Origin of the sequence: Rhodococcus sp. DMU2021 (genome assembly GCF_019641445.1) — a bacterium.
In the GTDB taxonomy this organism is placed as follows: Bacteria; Actinomycetota; Actinomycetes; order Mycobacteriales; family Mycobacteriaceae; genus Rhodococcus; species Rhodococcus pyridinivorans.
This window is the reverse complement of sequence record NZ_JAIFKB010000011.1, coordinates 38048-58014: the sequence shown is the minus strand read 5'-3', so window position 1 is coordinate 58014 and position 19967 is coordinate 38048. Positions and strand designations below refer to the sequence as shown.

The following is a 19967-nucleotide window of genomic DNA, read 5'->3' as shown; positions in this document are numbered from 1 at the left end:
GTCAGTCGGTCTGTTCCGACTCGGACGGGGACGGCTCGGACGACTCGGGGGCAGACGACTCGGGGGCGAGCTCGTCCGTGGAATCGGTCGGCGTGGACTCGGTGCTCACGACCTCGGTACTCACGACCTCGGTGCTCACGACCTCCGTGGTCGCGGACTCCGCAGGCGCCGAGCCGGCCGGTCCGACCTCGACGACCTCCACTGCCGAATCGTCGAACGCCTCGTAGATCGGCGAACCGGCGCCGGTGGGCAGGGTCGTGTCAGAATGCGCGCCACATCCGTACTCGGCGTGCACGACGTGACCGTCGGCGGCGAACTCGTTGCCGCAGACGCCGAAGGCCGCACGCAGCGATCCGGCGAGCGGAAGATAGAAACCACACAGGCGGCACGAGGACGGAGCGGCCTTCGCCATCTCCGAGTCGGGACCGTATTCGCTGTCGAACCAGCGCTGTGCTGCCTCGAGGCGACCTTCCAGACTCATGACCTGCTTGCGGCCCAGCCCGATCTCGAGGGCGGTCTCATCGACCTCGGGGTCGCCGGACAGCATGTAGCCGGGAACCAGGCGCACGTCGTCGGGAGCGGGAGCCAGCAGGTCGCCGGGACCCAGATCGCCGGGACGGATCCGCTCGCTCCACGGCACCCACGCGGGGGCGACGAGCGCGTCGGGACCGGGCAGGAGCACGAGTTCGCTCACAGTCACCCGATCCGAATCCGGGGCGGCGGCCACGACGACGGCCCACTGCCAACCGCGGTAACCCGGCAGCTCCGAGGCGAAACGATGGGTGGCCGAGCACTCGTCCTCGGGCGTCACGCCCAGATAGGCGCCGACTCCACCGTCTCCGAGTTCGTCGAGTGCGGCCCGAGCGAGGTCGACGGCGTCGGCGAGCACGGAACGCACCGCCGGATCGACCACGGGGTTCGTTCCTCGGGAAGTGGAAGCAGAGGCAACACTCACGACCCCCATTCTGCCTGACCTGTCTGCTCCGGCGCCTGCGGGTCGCGGAAGGTCGTACAGGCACCGCTCACACGCGAGGTGCAGGATGGGCGCGTGCCCCGTCTTCTCCTCTCGGCCGCGGTCGCGACGGTCGTCTGCGTCACCACCGCCGGATGCGGCGACGATCTCGTCGCCGAACCCGGTCCACCCGCCACCGAACTCGGTGTGGAAGTCGTCGCCACGCACCCCCACGATCCGGAGGCGTTCACCCAGGGCCTCGAGATCGACGAGGGCGAACTGCTCGAAGGCACCGGCCGGGCCGGGCGCTCGTGGGTGTCGGCCCGAGAGGTCGACCTCGACGGCGGGACCGTCACCCTCGCCGAGACCGAGCGCACCCGCGAACCCGTCCTCGACGACCTCTTCGGTGAGGGCATCACCGTGGTCGGCGACGAGGTGTGGCAGCTGACCTGGAAGGACGGCACGGCCGTCCTCCGCGATCGCGACACCCTGCTCGAGAAGCGCCGGGTCGACTACGACGGCGAGGGCTGGGGGCTGTGCGCGCAACCCGGCCGTCTGGTGATGAGCGACGGCTCGGCCGAGCTGATCTTCCGCGACCCCGTCACCTTCGACGAACTCGGGCGCGTCACCGTGCACCGGGACGGACGTGCCGTGTCGAAGCTCAACGAACTCGAGTGCGCCGAGGACGGCAGGGTCTGGGCGAACGTGTGGCAGACGGACGAGATCGTGCTGATCGATCCGGCCTCGGGCCGTGTGGAGGCCCGGGTCGACGCGGCTCCGCTGCGTGATCGGCTGCCCGCGGGAGCCGATGTGGACGTCCTCAACGGCATCGCACGGATCCCCGGGACCGATCGGTTCCTGGTGACGGGCAAGTACTGGCCGACGCTGTTCGAAGTGCGTTTCGTGGAGTGATCCGGGTGGCATACCGATCGCGGCACGCGTCACTCGGGCCACGTGCCGCCCTTGTGTTACAGCCGCTATCGCGTGGGGAAGAATCGAAGACGTGACCGAACCGGACGAGCGACCCGCCCCCGAGGGAGCGGACGGCCGTGTCCCGGGTTCGCAGCATCCGGGGTACAGCAACTATCCGCCTCCGCGCCGCGTCTCGGGCCGTCGCACTCCCCTGCCGCCCCTGCATCCCGTCGACCATCCGCGCCGACCGCCGGGTGCGTCGGCGGCCGGTCGGGCGGAGTCCTCGTCCGAGACCGACTCACCGCGCGCTCCGCGCATGCCGCGGAAACTGACGGTGACGCGGGTCGCGGCCCTGCGCAGCCGCGAACTCACCTCGAAGGGCATCGCGACCTTCCGCCGAGCGGCCACGGCCGACGGCGCCGACAAGTCGGGCCTGACGGCGCTCACCTACGCGACGATGGCGAACTTCGCCTCCGACGCGGCCATCGCCGTCGCGCTCGCGAACACCCTGTTCTTCTCGGCGGCCACCGGTGAGGACAGGACGAAGGTCGCGCTGTATCTGCTCATCACGATCGCGCCGTTCGCGATCATCGCCCCGCTCATCGGGCCGCTGCTCGACAGGTTGCAGCACGGTCGTCGCGTCGCGCTGGCGACGTCCTTCGCGCTGCGCACGGTGCTCGCGGTAGTGCTGGTGTTCAACTTCGACAGCTGGCTGTTGTATCCGGCGGCGCTCGGCATGATGGTGCTGAGCAAATCGTTCGCGGTGCTCAAATCCGCGGTGACACCCAGAGTCCTGCCACCGGAGATCGATCTGGTGCGGGTGAACTCCCGGTTGACGGTCTTCGGCCTGGTCGGCGGCACGATCGGTGCCGGCGCGATCGCGGCGGCCGCGGCATGGGCATTCGGTTCGTCGGGCGCACTGTGGCTGTGCGCCGGGATTACCGCATTCGGCGCCTATCTGAGCATGCGTATCCCCGCCTGGGTCGAGGTCACCGAGGGTGAGGTGCCGGCGACGCTGTCGTACCACCGCTCCGACGCGCGCACCGAGGTGCTGAACGCCGACACCGTGACCGAGGTGATCGTCACCAAGTCCGGGAAACGGAAGCAGCCGCTGGGACGGGCGGTGGTGACCGGACTGTGGGGCAACGGCACGATCCGCATCCTCACCGGCTTCCTGACCTTGTTCATGGCGTTCGTCGCGAAGAACACCACCGGACAGGATCCGCTCATGCAGGCCGCGATGCTCGGTGGTGTCGGTGCCGCCGCCGCGGTCGGCAACTTCGCGGGCAACGCGACCGGAGCGCGACTCGCGCTCGGACGGCCCGCTCTCATCGTCGTGCGGTGCACCGCCGCGGTCGTCGTCGTGTCCGCCGTCGTCGCTGCGACCGGCAACGTCCTGGCCGCCGCGCTGGCGGCGCTCGTGGCGGCGTGCGCCAGCGCGCTGGCCAAGGTCTCGCTCGACGCATCGCTCCAGCAGGACCTTCCCGAGGAGTCCATCGCGTCCGGATTCGGCAGGTCCGAGACGGTTCTCCAGCTCAGCTGGGTGTTCGGCGGAGCGATGGGTGTGCTGTTGCCGACCGAACTGTGGCTCGGGTTCGCTGTGGTCTCGGTCGTGCTGGTTCTCGGATTCGCGCAGACGGTGCTGACATACCGTGGGGGGACATTGCTGCCGGGATTCGGCGGCCGTCGACCCGAACGCGTCTCCACCGAGACGGCTGCCGGGCGGAGGCGCGCCGGTGGATCCCCCACCGAAGATTGGAACAGTTGAGTTGCAGGCCCGGACGAAGAAGACTCTCGCGCTGCTGCTGGTGGCCCTGGTGGTCGTGGTAGCGGGAGTCGCCGCCACGGTGTGGAAACTGGTCGATTCGGCCGAGCCCACGCTCCCCACCATCACCGCGTACGCACGGGGAAAGACCGTGACGGTCGATCCCGCGCAGCACTGCAATCTCTATCTCGAGGACTGCGTGGAGAACCCGATCGGTCAGCTCGACGTGCCGGCCGGCTACCCGCTGCAGCTGTCGCTTCCGAACGAGATCGCCGATGCTCCGTGGCGCATCCTCACCGTCTACGGCGACACGCAGACCGGGCAGACCTACATCGACGGCGCGATGTTCGAGGCCGGTGCACGCCGCACCCTCACCGTGGAGAGCTCCCCGGAGCTGCAGTTGCTCGGAGTGGAGATCCAGCTGCCGTCGGCCGTCGTCGACGAGGCCGGTGAACCGATCGCGCACGCCGTGTGGGCCGTCAAGACGTTCTGAGTCCCGACCCCGCATACGACGACGGGCCGTCCTCGCACACGGCGAGGACGGCCCGTCGTGGTTCGTCCCTAGTGATCGAGCTCGCGCGCGATCGCCCGCATGACCTCGGAGATGCGCTGCCCGGTCTTGCGGTCGGGGTAACGCCCGCGCCGCAGATCGGGCTGGACCGCTGCTTCGAGCAGCTTGATCATGTCCTCGACCATGCCGTGCAGTTCGTCCGGCGCGCGGCGCTTCTGCTGGGCGGGAGCCTCGCGGCGACCCTGCCGCAACGTGGGCTGCTCGAGGAGCTCGACCTTCAGCGCCTGCGGACCCCGGCGGCCCACCGCCATACCGAACTCGACGCGCTGACCGGGCTTGAGCGCTTCCACTCCCTCCGGCAGTGCCGAGGCGCGGACGTAGACGTCCTCACCCTCGTCCTGGGACAGGAAGCCGAAGCCCTTCTCGACGTCGTACCACTTCACCTTGCCGGTCGGCACCGCGCTCACCTGCTCCTCGAAAGCTGTGCCCCACAGTGGGGCAACCCGTTTACCATGCAAAACAACGCGCCCCGGCTCGGTCGAGCGGGACGCGTAGACACCTGTCAGTGTACCCGCAGAGGTGGGTCCGCCCCCGAATCGTCTTCCCGCTCCCGGACGTCACCGTCCGTCCTTGCGGCGACTACCGTGGTCACGTGGGTACTTCATCTTCGGATTCGTCTGCCGCCCCGCGTAACGGCCTCCTGAAGGCCGCGATCGCCTGCTTCGTCGTCGGTGTGGTGGCGGTCGTCGCCATCTTCCTCATTCCGGCGGTCACCGACGGCACGCCCGGACTCGCGCTGTATCTGTTGACCCTCGCATGGCCGTTGGGTTTCGCCCTCGCCATCGCCTTCGCGCTGCGCTCGGGCCGGCGCGCTCGGAACGGAGACCGGACATGAGGATCCTGCTCAACATCATCTGGTTGATCTTCGGCGGGCTGTGGCTCGCGCTCGGCTACTTCGCGGCAGGTCTGATTTGCTGCATCCTCATCATCACCATCCCGTTCGGCATCGCGTCGTTCCGGATCGGTATCTACGCGCTCTGGCCGTTCGGCAAGACGACGGTCGACAAGCCGACGGCCGGCACCATGTCGCTGATCGGCAACGTCATCTGGATCCTGGTGGCCGGTATCTGGCTGGCCCTCGGCCACATCGCCACCGCGCTCGCCATGGCCGTCACGATCATCGGCATCCCGCTCGCCGTCGCCAACCTGAAGATGATCCCGATCTCCCTGATGCCCCTGGGGAAGGAGATCGTTCATGTGGATGCCCGTCCGAGTTACATGTGATCTTTCTCACATAACGAGCCGATAACGAGCAGGACTCGAAACGAAATTTCGGGTACCCGGACCCCACTACCTGGGACTTCATTCCCTGGTCCGCGCCACACACGGCTGTCGCCACACGAATCGGCGCGTTATCAATTGGTGACACTTCGCCCTCGGAACCGTTACCGTCATGTCCGGTCGAACCGCCTGGCTCGACCGGTCCGGAACCGCCGCGCCAAATTCCTGTCCCGTGGTTCCGGAAGTCCCGACGAACGATCCACAGGGGACAGGAAACGGGGGACCCACCGGTCTCCCAGGAACCGATCGGCCCACAGCCGGACGGTGTCCAGGAGGCCCGGGCCGACGCAAGCGCGACGGTCCTCGGGGTGAAGCCGAAGGCGCTCCCAACGGAGCGACACGGCCGGGCGACCTCTTCAGCCCGAACCCGACAGCTGACCTCGTAGGTGCGTACGGAGAGGAACACGGAACCGACATGAGCGGACGCCATCGCAAGCCCACCAATACCGGTCGTACCGTCGCGAAGTTCGCGCTGACGGGCGCAGTCCTCGGCGTCACGGGTGTCGCGTTCAGCGGCACGGCCGCTGCCGCCCCCGACTCCGACTGGGACCGCCTCGCACAGTGCGAGTCCGGCGGCAACTGGGGAATCAACACCGGCAACGGCTACCACGGTGGCCTGCAGTTCTCGCCGAGCACCTGGAACGCCTACGGCGGCCAGGAATACGCCGCCTCGGCCAGCCAGGCCAGCCGCGAGCAGCAGATCGCCGTCGCCGAGCGTGTCCTCGCCGGCCAGGGCTGGGGCGCATGGCCCTCCTGCTCGTCGAGCCTCGGCCTGTCGAGCGCGCCCACGCAGCGCTCCGTCGACGCAGCGCCCGCCGAGACCCCTGCGCCGGCCATCCAGAACGCTGTCCCGCAGCTTCCGGAGACCCCCGCTGTCCCCGCCGAGGTCCAGGGCATCCTGGCCGGCTTCGAGCAGGGCGTCACCGCACTCCAGGACGCCGGTGTCGAGCTCGACCCGAACATCCTGGACGCCGTTCGCGCGGTGCTCCCGCAGTAACACCCCGAACATCCCGGAAGGGCCTCGCACCGTTCACGGTGCGAGGCCCTTCCGCATATGCGGACGACCTTCGTTCATCCCTCACACACGACGACGCCCGGCCCCCACGAAGGGACCGGGCGCCGTACGGAAGAGTCTGTTCGGTGATCCGCGATCGGATCAGCGGTTGATCACCGTCTTCGGATGCGTGTAGGGCAGGTCCTCGACCGGCAACGGGAACACGGTGTCCTCACCGTACGGGGAGAGCGGACCGGAACGCGTGGACGACAGTTCGGTGACAGCGTGCTCACCGTCGGCCAGCTCGGGCCATCCGTGGTCGACGTAATGCTTTTTCGAAGAGGTAGCCATGCGCTCATTTTGGCAGGTGAGTTCGGGGCCTGCTACCGCAGGTCTCTAATCTGGAGGGGATGTCCCCGACCACGCCCGCTCCCGACACCGCCTCGGACTCCCTCGCCCGCTGGCTGGCAGGTCGACGCGACACGGATCTGGCCGCCACGCTGCGCGCCCGTCCGGATCTCGTAGTGCCGCCACCGGCGAGCATGAACGTGCTCGCGAGCCGGGCTCAGCAACGCGCCTCGGTGTTCCGTGCGGCCGACGAACTCGACACCGCCGCCTTCGGGATCATCGAGGTGCTGGCCCGTCTCGGAGCGGTGGACACCCCCGTCTCCCGCGCCGCCGTGCTCGACGAGGTCTCCGGCCGCATCAGCGCGAGGAATCTCGACCGGATCCTGTCCACCCTGCGCTCGCTGCTGCTCGTGTGGGGGTCCACCGACGAACTGCGTCTCGTCGCCGCCGCCGTGGACGCCGTTCCGTGGCGCGTCGGACGCACCGGCGACGTCACCGGACCGTCCCGGCAGGAGCTCGACGACCTCCTCGCGGCTCTTCCGCCCGAGCAGCGCAGCATCCTCGACACCCTGTCGCGTACGTCCCCGATCGGTCGGACCCGCGACGCCGCACCGGACACCCCCGCCGACCGGCCCGTGCAGAAGCTGCTCGCCGCCGGACTGCTCTTCCGCATCGACGACGAGACCGTCGAACTCCCCCACCGGGTGGGCCAGGCACTGCGCGACGACGCTCCCTTCGATCCGGCGGCGCTCGCTCCCCCGCGCGCACCGAAACCCACCCGATCGACCGCCGACGTCAATGCGACCGCCGGCGGCGCCGCCCTCGAACTGCTGCGGCACTGCGAAGACGTTCTCGACACCCTCGGTGCGCAAGCCGCCCCCGTCCTCAAGGCCGGTGGGCTCGGTGTCCGCGAACTGCATCGCATCGGGAAGGCGGTCGGACTCGACGACGACGAGACGGCGCTCGTCGTCGAGGTCCTCGCGGGTGCCGGTCTGATCGCGCGGGGCCTCCCCGATCCGCCGACACCGGGGGACGACGATCACTGGGCACCGACCACCGCCACCGACGCGTGGCTCGCGTCCTCCCCCGCCTACCGCTGGGCCGTGCTCGCCGGTGCCTGGCTCGATCTGCCGCGCCGGCCCTGGCTGATCGGCCGGCGCGACCAGAACGACAAGCCGGTCGCCGCGCTGTCCGACGAGGTGAAGTCCCCTACTGCCGCCCGCGACCGACGGTTGCTGCTCGACGCCCTCTCCGACGTGCCGGCGGCGGGCACGGACGTCGCCGACCTGCGTACCGCTGCGGCGTGGCGTCGTCCTCGCTGGGCGAGTCGCTTCGACACGACGAGCGTCGTGGAGACCGTGCGCGAGGCGACGACACTCGGTCTCGTCGCGCACGGCATGCTCGCGTCGCCGGGCAAGGCGCTGCTGCACGGCGGCGACGCCGAGGCCGAGATGGCAGCGGTGCTCCCCGAACCCGTCGACTACGTGCTCGTCCAGGCCGACCTCACGGTCGTCGCCCCCGGACCGCTCGTCCCCGAACTCGGCGAGCGGATCGCGCTCGTCGCCGACGTCGAATCGGCCGGTGCCGCGACCGTCTACCGGATCGGCGAGAGCAGTATCCGGCGCGCGCTCGACGCCGGGCTCGGCGCGAGCGACCTGCACGGCCTGTTCGCGACGCATTCGCGCACCCCGGTGCCGCAGTCGCTCACCTACCTGATCGACGACGTCGCGCGTCGCCACGGACGCCTGCGGGCCGGTGTGGCGACGTCCTTCGTCCGCGCCGACGATCCGGCTCTGCTCACCGAGGTACTGTCCGCCCCGGTCGCCGCCACGCTCGCCCTGCGCGCGGTCGCCCCGACCGTCGCGATCTCGCAGGCGCCTCTTGCCGAGGTGCTCACCGAGCTGCGCGCCGCTGGTTTCGCTCCCGCCGGGGAGGACGCATCGGGAGCGATCGTGGATCTACGGCCCCGGGGTGCCCGCGTCGCGATGCCGCGTGCCCGGGCCCGCTATGCCGGGCCCACCGCGCCGAGCGACGAGCAGCTCGACACCCTCGTGCGCACGCTGCGCGCCGGCGACCGTGCGGAGTCCGCGACACCGACGGCCTCGGCACGTGGTGACGGCAGCCGGTCCGGCGGTGCGGCGACGCTCGCGCTGCTGCAGCTGGCCGTGCACGGCAAGCGCAGCGTCACCCTCGGCTACGTCGACGCTCAGGGTGTGGCGACGCGCCGCATCGTCGACCCGGTGTCGGTGGGCGGCGGGCAGGTGCAGGCCTTCGACCCGGCGACCGGCTCGGTGCGCAGCTTCGTCCTGCACCGCGTTACGTCGGTGGCGCTGGTCGACTGACGACGGACCCGGGTGCGGTTGATCGAGCATCGCCTGGAACCGCCCACCACCGGCCCTTGGGCGGAGAGGCTCAGCGCTGCGTCGCGAACCCCACGAACGCCCCGCCGACGGTGAACTGGTTCTCCGGCCGTGGGAGCCCGTAGTGCCCACGCAGGGTGGATTCGGTGTACTCGGTGCGGAACAGACCGCGCTCCTGCAGGATCGGCACCACACCGTCGACGAACTTCTCGAGCCCCGACGGCAGCACGGCGGGCATGATGTTGAAGCCGTCGGCCGCGCCGCTGTGGAACCAGTGCTCGATCGTGTCGGCCACCTGCTCGGCCGTGCCCGCGAAGGTTCGATGGCCGCGACCGCCGCCGAGTCGTTCGATGAGCTGCCGCACCGTGAGGTTCTCCCGTCGCGCGAGCTGCACGATGAGCGTGTACCGGCTCTTGGCTCCCTCGATCTCGTCCTCGGACGGCAGGTTCTCCGGCAGCGGCTCGTCGAGCGGAAGCTGCCCCGGCCGCAACCCGAACCGGTCGGCGAGCTGGTGGCGCGCGTACTCGGGCGAGATCAGCCGGGCCAGTTCGGCGTCGAGTTCGCGTGCCTCATTCTCCGTATCGCCGATGACGGGCACGATGCCCGGGAGGATCAGCACCTGCCGCGGGTCGCGGCCGACCTTGCCGACCCGATCCTTCACGTCGTCGTAGAACGCCTTGCCCTCCTCGAAGGTGGGCTGGGCAGTGAAGATCGCCTCGGCGTACAGCGCGGCGAAGTCCTTGCCGTTCTCCGACGAGCCCGCCTGCACGAGCAGCGGATAGCCCTGCGGCGACCGCGGCACGTTGAGCGGCCCGGCCACCGAGAAGAACTCTCCCTCGTGTTCGAAGGTGTGGACCTTCGCGGAGTCGGCGTGGATCGCCGCCTCCTTGTCGGCGACGATCGCGTCGTCCTCCCAGCTGTCCCACAGCTTGGTCGACACCTCGACGAACTCGGCGGCCCGCGCGTAGCGGCTCTTGTGCGCCGGCACGCCGTCGAGACCGAAATTGCGAGCGGCGTCGTCACCGGCGGTAGTGACGATGTTCCAGCCGGCCCGTCCCCCGCTGACGAAATCCAGCGATGCGAATCGACGCGCGAGGTTGTAGGGCTCGTTGTAGGTCGTCGACGCGGTCCCGATGAGACCGATCCGCTCGGTGGCCGTCGCGATCGCGGTGAGGATGATCGTGGGTTCGAGCTTGCCGCTCGGACGCCGTTCGGGATTCGCGAACAGCACGGGGCTGTCGGCGAGGAACACCGAACCGAACCTGCCACGCTCGGCGGTGCGGGTGAGCGAGATGTAGTGCTGGATGTCGAGATTCGCGTTCGGGTCGCTCTCCGGCAGACGCCAGGCCGCTTCGTGATGGCCGACGGGCATGAGGAAGGCGTTGAGGTGCAATCGACGATCGGTCATGTCTTCTCCTGTCGTGAAAGGTCTTTCGTCACAGTTGCGTGATGACACCGAGGGCGGTGAGGAGGTCTTCACGGATGTCCCGGAAACCGGGATCCGTGATGGAACGGGGCTTGTCGAGATCCACGTGGCAGTCGACGGCGAGGCGCCCTTCGTCCAGCACGACGATCCGGTCGGCGAGCACTATCGCCTCGTCGACGTCGTGAGTCACGAGCAGCACGGTGGGACGGTGCGCGCGGACGAGGTCGTCGAGCAGTCCGTGCATCCTGATGCGGGTCAGGGCGTCGAGCGCGCCGAACGGCTCGTCGGCGAGCAGCAACTGCGGCTCCCGCACCAGGGCCCGGGCCAGCGCGACACGCTGTTGCTCCCCGCCCGAGAGTTCGAGCGGCCAGGCGTCCTCGCGCCCGGCCAGGCCGACCTCGACCAGCATCTCGGATCCCCGGCTCCTGCCCTGCCTGTCGAGCCCGAGCGTGACGTTGTCGAGCACGCGCAGCCAGGGCAGCAGGCGGGAGTCCTGGAAGGCGACGGAGACCTTCTCCGGTACCGCGAGGGCGCCGCCCCGGATCTCCACGTCGTAGTCGAGGCCGGCGAGCGCACGCAGCAGGGTGGACTTCCCGGATCCGCTCCTGCCGAGCAGGGCGACGAACTGTCCGTCGGGGATCTCGAGGTCGAGCCCGTCGAGCACGTTCCGGTCGCCGAAGCCGCGGATCAGGCCGCGGATGCGTACAGCGCTCATCCGCCCAGCGTCTTCCGCCAGGCGAGCGCCCGACGCTCGACCAACCGGAGACCGGCGTCGGATGCCAGACCGAAGATGCCGTAGACGAGCAATCCGACGAGGATGACGTCCGGCTGACCGTAGTTCTGGGCGTTGAACATCATCTTGCCCAGGCCGCTCACGGCGTTGATGCTCTCGACCACGATCAGGGTGAGCCACGCACCGGTCACCGCCAGGCGCAGACCGAGGAAGAATCCGGGCAGCGCTCCTCGCAGCACCACCTTCCACACGAACTGTGCGCGAGTGAGAGCGAGGACCTCGGCGAGTTCGACGTAGCGCTGTTCGAGGGCCGTGAGAGCGTTGTGCGTCTGGATGTAGATGGTCACGACCGTCCCGAGTGCGATCACCGTGATCTTGAAGGTCTCGCCGATGCCGAGCCACAGGATCAGCAGCGGGATGAGACCCAGCGTCGGGATCGCACGCTTGAACTGCACAGGGCCGTCGATCAGTGCTTCACCGGTGCGCGTCAGGCCGGATGCGAGCGCGAGCGCGGTGCCGATGACACATCCGATCACGAAGCCCAGCACGGCACGGCTCAACGATGCCAGGATGTGTTGTTGCAGAGTTCCTTCCGCGACGAGTTCGACCGCGCTGGTCACCACTGTCCAGGGAGCGGAGAGCTTGCGGTCGTCGATCCATCCGGCACCCGACCCGATCGCCCACACGACGAGCAGCAGAACCACGCCGGTCATGCGCGAGAACGGGACGGCCTTGCGGAGACCGAGCCGCCGGAGCGGCCTGATCCCCTCCGTCGGTGGCTGATCGGTGGGGTCCGGTGGGCGGGCGCCGACCTCCACCGGCCGTGTCAGTGTGCCGGTCACGAATCCGACCCCTTCCGGTACTCCTGCGGAACCGACTCCGCGGCAATCGTTTCGAATCTGCGATCGAAGATCTGCTCGACGTCGAACTCGTCGAACCATCCGGCTTCGTCGAGCAGTTCCGAGGTCTCCTGCGTCCATTCGATCGCGGAGTCCCAGTCGGTGGGATATGCCGGTTTCTGGCCGACGGTTTCGACAATCCGCCTGCCGCCCTCGTACGACACGCCCTCGCTCTCGACGTAGTACTTCCGAATCCACTCGTCCCGGTTCTCCCACGCCCAGACGTCACCCTGTGCCCACAACGGGATGAATTCCTTGATCGCCGCGACCTTCGCAGGATCCTCGAGCACGGACACCGGAGCCCACAGAACACTCAACGCGTCGACCTCGGGCGTGAACACCCCTCGCGCGCCCTCGGTTTCGTACTGGTTCAGGTACTTCGTGAGGGTAGGTTCCGCCAGCGGTGCGACGTCGACCTGTTTCGCCTGGAGCGCCGTGAGGAACTGCGTGCTCGGTAGTTCGACGAATTCCACCTCGTCGAGACCGATTCCGGCCGACTTCAGCGTCCGGAGCACGACGACACCCTGGGCCTGCCCCGGCGACAACGCGATCTTCCTGCCGCGCAGGTCGTCCAACGAATCGATGTCTGTACCGGGTGCCGTCGCGAGCGAGTACTGCGGCGAATCCTTCTCGCGTACGGCGACGATCCTGGCGTCGAGCCCGGTGGCACGGGCCTGGATGGGAGGAATCGCCGCATTGACCGCGAGGTCGACGGCGTCGCCGCGGAACGCCTGGATGACGCCGGGACCGGCCGAGACGTCGGGCCAGTCCGACACCGTGAACGGCAACTCGTCGATACGACCGGTCGCTTCGAGCTGGATACGGGTGGGCTTGACGGCAATGCTCAACGACGTCCCCGGTGGAATCTCCTCGGGGATTTCGGCGTCGGCGGACAATCCCCCGGTCGAACCGCCGGCGCACCCGGTGAGCACGACGCTCAGTGCGGCCGCGACGACGATCGGAGCGCGCGATCTTCGAGAGCGCACGAGTGAGGACACGATCATGAGCACTCCTTGCGAAGGTGAGGGGCGCGACATCGCGCGAATACGCCGACGTGCGCCACCGGAAGACGAGCGGGAACCCGAGCGCGGGCCCGACCGCGAGGACAGCAGTCCCGGAAACCGCAGTCCCGAAATCAGCGGTCACGGTACGGAGAACAGCGACAGTGCGGACAGCCACGGAACCGCGATCGGTGGACGACACGACACGCACGGTGTTCGCGACGCGAGGCACTGCGGCCTGCGATCACGGTCCGGCCCATCGCTCTCCCCCGTCCGCCCGGGCTGTGGACGTCCTCTGTCTGCACAGCATCGCCGGTGACGGTATCGGCCGCGCGGAACTTCCCGACAGGGATCAGCGCACGGTGAAATCAACTCCGGACACCGGAGTACGGAACATTTCTGCGCCGTGTTCGGATGGCGCACAGAATAATTCGAGCGACTGGCTTTTTCCGGGAAATGACGTATGGTGTGGTCTTGTCGAGTGGTTGTTCATCGAAGATGGAGTGACAATGGCCGACAAGGGCAAGAATTCGAAGAAGCCAGCGAAGTCCCTGAAGGAACGTCGTCAGGAGAAGCGGCAGAAGGCCGCCGAAGCCGGCGAGTTCATTCGTAAGCGGAAGCGGAGCTGAATCCGGTTGCAGGCCATGGATCTCGAAATCGCAGCGCTCGAAGCGCTGTACGACAAGATAAGTGGATTGTCCGGTCGGGAAACGGGCACCGACGCACAGCGGCACGGATATCGCGCCGCCTTGGCGCGTGCACGGGTGTTCGTTCTCGACGAGCGTGCCGGCGCGATGAAACAGCCGGCCTGAGAAAAGAGAAAATCGGTACTGGAATGAAGCGGACGCTGCATGCCCTGGACAAGATCCAGGAACGACTCGAATCGGAACTGGATTCGAGACCTCCCACCTCTGAGAAAGACGCCGGCTACCGGTCCGGTATCTCCGAGGCGCTGGTGTGCGTGATGGAGGTGCGGCAGTCGCTCGCACGGTGAGTACGCCGTGAAACCGGTCGGCCGTGCGTTCCCGCCACGGGGGAACGCACGGCCGTACACCGTCGTGGTGGCGCGGTACGGCCCGAACCTGGAGAATGGGAAAGTTCTACTTTCCATCCACAGGAGGCACTCGTGGCCGACGGACCGCTCATCGTCCAGTCCGACAAGACCGTGCTCCTCGAGGTCGATCACGACCGGGCGAACGAGGCGCGGCAGGCGATCGCACCGTTCGCCGAGCTCGAACGCGCCCCCGAGCACATCCACACCTACCGGGTGACGCCGCTGGCATTGTGGAACGCCCGTGCCGCCGGTCACGACGCCGAGCAGGTCGTCGACGCGCTGGTCTCGCATTCCCGGTTCGCCGTCCCGCAGGCGCTGCTCGTCGACATCGTCGACACCATGAGCCGCTACGGGCGCCTCCAGCTGGTCAAGAACCCCGCCCACGGCCTGACCCTGGTCAGCCTCGACCGGGCGGTGCTCGCCGAGGTCCTGAGAAACAAGAAGATCGCCCCGATGCTCGGTGCGCGCATCGACGACGACACCGTGATCGTGCATCCGAGCGAGCGCGGACGCGTCAAGCAGATGCTGCTGAAGATCGGCTGGCCGGCCGAGGACCTCGCGGGGTACGTCGACGGCGAGGCCCATTCGATCTCGCTGGACTTCGAGACGAACCCCTGGCACCTGCGCGACTACCAGGAACTGGCCGCCGACTCGTTCTGGTCGGGCGGCTCGGGTGTCGTGGTGCTGCCGTGCGGTGCCGGTAAGACGATGGTCGGCGCGGCCGCGATGGCGAAGGCCGGCGCGACGACGCTCATCCTCGTGACGAACACGGTCGCCGGGCGCCAGTGGAAGCGCGAGCTGATCGCCCGCACCTCCCTCACCGAGGACGAGATCGGCGAGTACTCGGGCGAGAAGAAGGAGATCCGCCCGGTCACCATCGCCACCTACCAGGTGATCACCCGCAAGTCGAAGGGTGAATACCGCAATCTCGAGTTGTTCGACTCCCGCGACTGGGGGCTGATGATCTACGACGAGGTGCACCTGCTGCCGGCGCCGGTCTTCCGTATGACCGCAGACCTGCAGTCCCGCCGCCGCCTCGGTCTCACCGCGACCCTCGTGCGCGAGGACGGACGCGAAGGCGACGTCTTCTCGCTCATCGGCCCGAAGCGGTTCGACGCGCCGTGGAAGGACATCGAAGCCCAGGGCTGGATCGCCCCCGCCGACTGCGTGGAGGTCCGCGTGACCCTCACCGACGCCGAGCGCATGGCGTACGCGGTCGCCGAGCCCGAGGAACGGTACAAGCTGTGCTCGACCGCGCGCACCAAGATCCCGGTCGTGAAGTCGATCCTCGAGCAGCACCAGGACGCCCCGACACTGATCATCGGTGCCTACATCGATCAGCTCGACGAGCTCGGTGAAGCGCTCGACGCCCCGGTCATCAAGGGTTCGACGAAGACGAAGGAACGCGAGGCGCTGTTCGACCGGTTCCGGTCGGGCGAGCTGAAGGTGCTCGTCGTGTCGAAGGTCGCGAACTTCTCCATCGACCTGCCGGAGGCCTCGGTCGCGATCCAGGTGTCGGGCACCTTCGGCTCGCGTCAGGAGGAGGCCCAGCGTCTCGGGCGGCTGCTGCGTCCGAAGCACGACGGCGGGCAGGCCCACTTCTACTCCGTGGTCTCGCGCGACACCCTCGACGCCGAATACGCCGCGCATCGCCAGCGGTTCCTCGCCGAGCAGGGTTACGCGTACCGGATCACCGACGCCGACGACCTGCTCGGACCGCAGATCGGCTGACGCGGAGCGTCCCTGCGCGACGCGTCACAGGGACTTCGTGTCACTGCGGCCGGTATTCCTGTTCGGGACGGCCGGTGGTGCCGTAGCGCAACTGCATCCGCAGGCGTTTCTTCGCGACGAGCGCCGCGAGATAGCGCTGTGCGGTCGCGCGCGACACCCCGATCGTCACGGCCACCTCCCCCGCCGACATCGGTTCCGGTGATTCCCGGAGCGCCTGCATCACGAGCTCTTCGGTCATCGAACGCGAGGGTGCCGGGCGGGCGGCCGGCAACACCGGCCGCAGTGCGGCCAGCGCCGTGTCGATCTCGGTCTGGGTGAGCTCCTCCCCCGCGACGACCCTGCGGTACTGCGCGTAGGCCGCCAGCCGCCGGGCCAGTTCGGTGCTTGCGAACGGCTTGACCAGATACACCAGCGCACCGGCGGTGAGTGCCGCGCGCACCGTCGTGCCCTCGCCGGCGGCACCGAGCACGAAACTGTCGCATTCGAGGCTCCGGATCAGGTCGATCCCGGAGCCGTCCGGTAGGTACACGTCCACGAGGGCGAGATCGACGGGACCGGCCCGAACGGCGTCCCGGGCCGCCGCGATGCTCCCGGCGACCGCGCAGACCTCGAATCCCGCCACACCCGAGACCACGGAGGCGTGGAGTTCGGCGACCCGGAAGTCGTCGTCGACGACGAGGACCTTCAGATCCGTTCCGCCCATCCCGTGTCCCTTTCGTCGAGCATCCCGGGCAGCGTCGCCAGGAAGACCGCACCCCCGGTCGGATTCTCCGGCGTGCGCTGCCCGCCACGGTCCGCCAGCACGACGTCGCCGCCGTGCAGCCGCGCGATGCGCCGTGCCAGCGCCAGCCCCATTCCCCGGCCACCGGGCACCGTCGGATCGCTGCGGGTCGTTGCGCCCTCGGCGAAGACGTCGGGCAGCGCGGGATCGACGCCGTCGCCGGTGTCCGCGACACTCACGTGCAGGTCGGCACCGTCCTCCATCAGTTCCACCTCGACCTCGGCCGGAGCGCGCCCGCTCGTGCGTGCCGCCTCGATCGAGTTGTCGAGCAGGTTGCCGAGCACCGTCGTGACGTCGACGGGTGCCCGCACGGTGGCGTGCGCCCACGTGTTCTCGCCGAGCACGAGCGTGACTCCCTGCTCGCGCGCATGCGCGGCCTTCGCGACGAGGAAGGCGTGCAGGTACGGGTCGGTGATCGCGTCGATGCCCTCGAGCTGTTCACCGAGCGGACCCGAACCGAGGATCTGTTCGATGTACTCGAGCGCCTGCTCCGCATGCCCCCGGCGGAGCAGTCCGTCGAGCAGGTGGAGCCGGTTCGCGAACTCGTGCCGTTGGGCCCGCAGTGCCGTACTCATCGCCTTGACCGCGTCGAGTTCGCGCGTGAGCGTCTCGATGTCGGTCCGGTCCCGCACCGACATCACCGTGCCGAGATCCCGGCCGTCGCGCACCACACGCCGCGAAACGGCGACGACGACCCGGTCGCCGGTGGTCGCCGCAACCGGGATGCCCTCCGCGGAGCGCAGCACGTCGAGCAACCGCGGGGTCATTCCGAGGGTGTCGACACTGCGACCGATTCCGTCGTCGAGATCGAGCAGACGACGCGCCTCGGCGTTGACGACGGTGACGTTGCCGCGCGCGTCGGTGCCGACGACCCCGTCGGAGATCCCGTGCAGCACGACCTCCTGTTCGCGGACCAGCTCGGTGAGCTGTTCGGGTTCGAGTCCCAGAGTGAGCCGCTTCCAGCGGTTGGCGAGCAGCAACGATCCGACAGCACCGCACACGAGTGCTGCGAGCGCGATCAGGACGGCATCGGCGAGGTCGCTGCGCAGGTCGGCGCGCACCCGGTCGGTGGCGATGCCGACGCTCACCTCCCCGACCACCCTGCCCGAGACGGGATCGCTCACCGGCACCTTGGCCCGGACCGAATCGCCGAGCGTGCCCGACTCGCTGGTCACGACCTCCCGTCCGGCGAGTGCCTCGGTGGGGTCGGTGCTCACCCTCCGGCCGAGCTGCTCCGGATCGGGATGCGCGAGCCGGAGTCCCTGGTCGTCGGTGACCACGACGAACAACGCTCCGGTGGCGGTGCGGACGGCCTCGGCGGCCTCCTGCACCGCACCGGATGCGAGTTCCGGGTTGTCCGGGGAAACCACCCCGTCGTCGGCGGCCGAATAGCGTGCGACCTCGTCCCGCACGGTCGGGTCCGCGGACACCGACCGTGCGATCGCGAGCGCCCGCTGACCGTGCTCGTCGGTGACTCGGTCCTCGGTGGTGGTGGCGAACACCGTGAATCCGATGCCGAGTGCCACCGCCACCACCGCGGACTGGAGCAGAAGTACCTGGGTGCGAAGTTTCACGGCGTCGCTCCCGTTCGTCCCATCCGTCCAGTGTGGCCCGGGGCCGATCTCATCCGAACGGAATCTGCCCGAGTACCACCCCGACGACGAGCATCACGACCGACACCACTCCGGCGCGCCACAGCACCTTGCGGTGATGGTCGGCCAGTGGCACCCCGGCGAGGGTCACCAGCAGCAGAATCGCCGGGACCAGCGGGCTCTGCATGTGGACGGGCTGTCCGGTAATCGATGCGCGCGCCATCTCGACCGGTTCGATGCCGTACTGCGCTGCCGTCTCCGCCAGCACCGGGAGCACCCCGAAGTAGAAGGCGTCGTTGGTCATGAAGAAGGTCATCGGGATGCTGAGCAGGCCGGTGATGACGGCGAGGAACGGGCCGAGTGCGTCGGGGACGACGCCGGTGAGCCACAACGCCATCGATTCGACCATGCCGGTGCCTTGGAACACGCCGGTCAGGACGGCGGCGGCGAACACCATCGCGACGACCGACACGATGCTCGATGAATGGCGTGCGATCGCGGCGGACTGATCGACGACGCGAGGGAAATTCACGGCCAGCGCGATACCGGCGGCGATCATGAACAGCACGGGGATCGGCAGGATGTCGAGGCCGAGGACGACGAGCAGCGCCACCGTGAGGATCGCGTTGAAGGGCAGCAGACGCGGACGCAGGGTCGGACGGTCGGGGTCGAGTCCGGCAGCCAACCGACCGACCTCCCCGTCGGTCGTATCGGTGCCCTTTCCGACCGTCGTACCCACTCCGGACGGACCAGCGCCGAGCGGCATCAGGTCGGGCTTCCACGTGAGCTTTCCGAGACGGCGACGTTCGACGAAGCCCAGGTGAGCAGCGAAGCCCAGCACGACCACGAGTCCGACGACGAGCGACGGGATCATCGGGACGAATACGTCGGACGGGGACAACCCGAGCGCGCTGGCTGCACGGACCGTCGGCCCGCCCCACGGGATGATGTTCATCGTGGCGTTCGCCAGGCCCGCGACGACGGTGAGGACGACCGGGCTGACCTTCAGTTTCAGGTAGAGCGGCAACAGTGCGGAGGTGGTGATGATGAACGTCGTGGACCCGTCCCCGTCGAGGGAGACGACCATCGCCAGCACAGCGGTTCCGATCACCAGTCGTGCCGGGTCGTCGCGCACGAGCCGCAGAATGAGCCGCACGAGGGGGTCGAACAGGCCGACGTCGATCATGATGCCGAAGAAGATGATCGCGAAGAACAGCAGCGCCGCTGTGGGGGCGAGACTTTCGACGCCGTCGACGATCATGTCGCCGATGTCGGTGCCGGCTCCGGCGATCAGGCCGAACGCGACCGGGATCAGGATCAGGCCGACGACCGGGGTGGCCCGTTTCGACATGATCAGGTACATGAACGTGGCGACCATCAGGAAGCCGAGGACGACGAGCATGGCGGTGCCCACTTTCTGACGTGATCGGGGCCGGTCCGGGCACACGTCGACCACGGGTCGCGGGCGCGACCGGAGGTCTGGTGTGGGGGTCCGGCTCGAAGCCGTGAGGTTGTGTGATCTCTGCTACAGCAGAGTGTGTGGCCACGTCCCTCACCGAGTCACCGT

General features: G+C 68.6%; 21 protein-coding genes and 1 riboswitch. Of the genes, 11 read left to right on the top strand and 10 right to left on the bottom strand.

Translation table 11 applies throughout. The features are described 5' to 3' along the window. Position 1 precedes the first annotated feature (1 nt). Positions 2 to 913, bottom strand: a complete 912-nt coding sequence (locus tag K3M35_RS16025) for a DUF3027 domain-containing protein (RefSeq protein ID WP_220666687.1) — start codon at positions 911 to 913, stop codon at positions 2 to 4. 135 nt (positions 914 to 1048) lie between these two features. Between K3M35_RS16025 and K3M35_RS16020 the strand changes: the two genes are divergently transcribed. The 3 genes from K3M35_RS16020 to K3M35_RS16010 all read left to right on the top strand — a co-directional run bounded on the left by K3M35_RS16020 (position 1049) and on the right by K3M35_RS16010 (position 4122). Then, positions 1049 to 1864 (top strand): glutaminyl-peptide cyclotransferase, encoded by an 816-nt coding sequence (locus tag K3M35_RS16020; RefSeq protein ID WP_006551674.1) that lies wholly within the window; start codon positions 1049 to 1051, stop codon positions 1862 to 1864. Between the two features lie 91 nt (positions 1865 to 1955). Then, positions 1956 to 3632, top strand: coding sequence for an MFS transporter (locus K3M35_RS16015; RefSeq protein ID WP_006551675.1), 1677 nt, complete (start codon positions 1956 to 1958; stop codon positions 3630 to 3632). 1 nt (position 3633) lies between these two features. Then, the gene (locus K3M35_RS16010) at positions 3634 to 4122 is read left to right on the top strand and encodes a DUF2771 domain-containing protein (protein WP_006551676.1); all 489 of its coding nucleotides are present in this window, start codon (positions 3634 to 3636) and stop codon (positions 4120 to 4122) included. Between the two features lie 68 nt (positions 4123 to 4190). Here K3M35_RS16010 and K3M35_RS26670 read toward each other — a convergent pair whose 3' ends face one another. Then, a complete protein-coding gene (locus K3M35_RS26670; RefSeq protein ID WP_006551677.1) occupies positions 4191 to 4598 on the bottom strand; it encodes a cold-shock protein in 408 nt (135 codons plus the stop codon). Between the two features lie 194 nt (positions 4599 to 4792). Here K3M35_RS26670 and K3M35_RS26195 point away from each other — a divergent pair, with 194 nt between their 5' ends. The 3 genes from K3M35_RS26195 to K3M35_RS15990 all read left to right on the top strand — a co-directional run bounded on the left by K3M35_RS26195 (position 4793) and on the right by K3M35_RS15990 (position 6478). Next, on the top strand, positions 4793 to 5035 hold the full coding sequence (locus K3M35_RS26195; protein ID WP_024103084.1) for a hypothetical protein: 243 nt from the start codon (positions 4793 to 4795) through the stop codon (positions 5033 to 5035). After that, positions 5032 to 5424, top strand: coding sequence for a YccF domain-containing protein (locus tag K3M35_RS15995; RefSeq protein ID WP_006551679.1), 393 nt, complete (start codon positions 5032 to 5034; stop codon positions 5422 to 5424). The genes K3M35_RS26195 and K3M35_RS15995 overlap by 4 nt, the downstream gene beginning before the upstream one ends. Before the next feature lie 327 nt (positions 5425 to 5751). Then, positions 5752 to 5886: riboswitch (cyclic di-AMP (ydaO/yuaA leader) on the top strand. Between the two features lie 10 nt (positions 5887 to 5896). After that, positions 5897 to 6478 (top strand): transglycosylase family protein, encoded by a 582-nt coding sequence (locus K3M35_RS15990; protein ID WP_006551680.1) that lies wholly within the window; start codon positions 5897 to 5899, stop codon positions 6476 to 6478. A gap of 159 nt (positions 6479 to 6637) precedes the next feature. Here K3M35_RS15990 and K3M35_RS15985 read toward each other — a convergent pair whose 3' ends face one another. After that, complete coding sequence (locus K3M35_RS15985) at positions 6638 to 6826, bottom strand: hypothetical protein (protein WP_006551681.1); 189 nt, start codon at positions 6824 to 6826, stop codon at positions 6638 to 6640. Between the two features lie 59 nt (positions 6827 to 6885). Here K3M35_RS15985 and K3M35_RS15980 point away from each other — a divergent pair, with 59 nt between their 5' ends. Beyond that, positions 6886 to 9165: a helicase-associated domain-containing protein gene (locus K3M35_RS15980; protein ID WP_006551682.1), complete on the top strand. Its 2280-nt coding sequence runs from the start codon at positions 6886 to 6888 to the stop codon at positions 9163 to 9165. A 70-nt stretch (positions 9166 to 9235) separates the two neighbouring features. Here the strand turns inward: K3M35_RS15980 and K3M35_RS15975 are convergent, their stop codons facing one another. Genes K3M35_RS15975 through K3M35_RS15960 form a run of 4 tightly spaced genes read right to left on the bottom strand, consistent with a single transcriptional unit; the run spans position 9236 to position 13245 of the window. Next, on the bottom strand, positions 9236 to 10591 hold the full coding sequence (locus K3M35_RS15975) for an LLM class flavin-dependent oxidoreductase (RefSeq protein ID WP_220666686.1): 1356 nt from the start codon (positions 10589 to 10591) through the stop codon (positions 9236 to 9238). Between the two features lie 28 nt (positions 10592 to 10619). After that, entirely contained in the window at positions 10620 to 11345 is a 726-nt protein-coding gene (locus K3M35_RS15970; protein WP_220666727.1) for an ABC transporter ATP-binding protein, read from the bottom strand. Continuing rightward, entirely contained in the window at positions 11321 to 12184 is an 864-nt protein-coding gene (locus tag K3M35_RS15965; RefSeq protein ID WP_024103079.1) for an ABC transporter permease, read from the bottom strand. The genes K3M35_RS15970 and K3M35_RS15965 overlap by 25 nt, the downstream gene beginning before the upstream one ends. Then, complete coding sequence (locus tag K3M35_RS15960; protein ID WP_220666685.1) at positions 12181 to 13245, bottom strand: ABC transporter substrate-binding protein; 1065 nt, start codon at positions 13243 to 13245, stop codon at positions 12181 to 12183. Before K3M35_RS15960 ends, K3M35_RS15965 begins: the two co-directional genes overlap by 4 nt. Positions 13246 to 13433: 188 nt before the next feature. Here K3M35_RS15960 and K3M35_RS15955 point away from each other — a divergent pair, with 188 nt between their 5' ends. From K3M35_RS15955 to K3M35_RS15940, 4 genes are all read left to right on the top strand, one after another. Continuing rightward, positions 13434 to 13871, top strand: a complete 438-nt coding sequence (locus K3M35_RS15955) for a hypothetical protein (protein WP_144376970.1) — start codon at positions 13434 to 13436, stop codon at positions 13869 to 13871. 15 nt (positions 13872 to 13886) lie between these two features. Then, positions 13887 to 14054, top strand: coding sequence for a hypothetical protein (locus tag K3M35_RS15950; RefSeq protein WP_019289942.1), 168 nt, complete (start codon positions 13887 to 13889; stop codon positions 14052 to 14054). A 23-nt stretch (positions 14055 to 14077) separates the two neighbouring features. Beyond that, positions 14078 to 14236 (top strand): hypothetical protein, encoded by a 159-nt coding sequence (locus K3M35_RS15945; RefSeq protein ID WP_019289943.1) that lies wholly within the window; start codon positions 14078 to 14080, stop codon positions 14234 to 14236. Between the two features lie 132 nt (positions 14237 to 14368). After that, positions 14369 to 16027, top strand: a complete 1659-nt coding sequence (locus K3M35_RS15940; RefSeq protein WP_006551687.1) for a DNA repair helicase XPB — start codon at positions 14369 to 14371, stop codon at positions 16025 to 16027. Between the two features lie 40 nt (positions 16028 to 16067). Here K3M35_RS15940 and K3M35_RS15935 read toward each other — a convergent pair whose 3' ends face one another. The 3 genes from K3M35_RS15935 to K3M35_RS15925 are packed head-to-tail and all read right to left on the bottom strand — an operon-like array spanning position 16068 to position 19802. Continuing rightward, complete coding sequence (locus K3M35_RS15935) at positions 16068 to 16730, bottom strand: response regulator (RefSeq protein ID WP_006551688.1); 663 nt, start codon at positions 16728 to 16730, stop codon at positions 16068 to 16070. After that, positions 16712 to 18382 carry a sensor histidine kinase gene (locus K3M35_RS15930; protein ID WP_220666684.1) on the bottom strand — a complete coding sequence of 557 codons (1671 nt, stop codon included), beginning with the start codon at positions 18380 to 18382 and terminating at the stop codon, positions 16712 to 16714. Before K3M35_RS15930 ends, K3M35_RS15935 begins: the two co-directional genes overlap by 19 nt. 49 nt (positions 18383 to 18431) lie before the next feature. Next, entirely contained in the window at positions 18432 to 19802 is a 1371-nt protein-coding gene (locus tag K3M35_RS15925; protein ID WP_024103076.1) for a CitMHS family transporter, read from the bottom strand. Between the last annotated feature and the right edge of the window lie 165 nt (positions 19803 to 19967).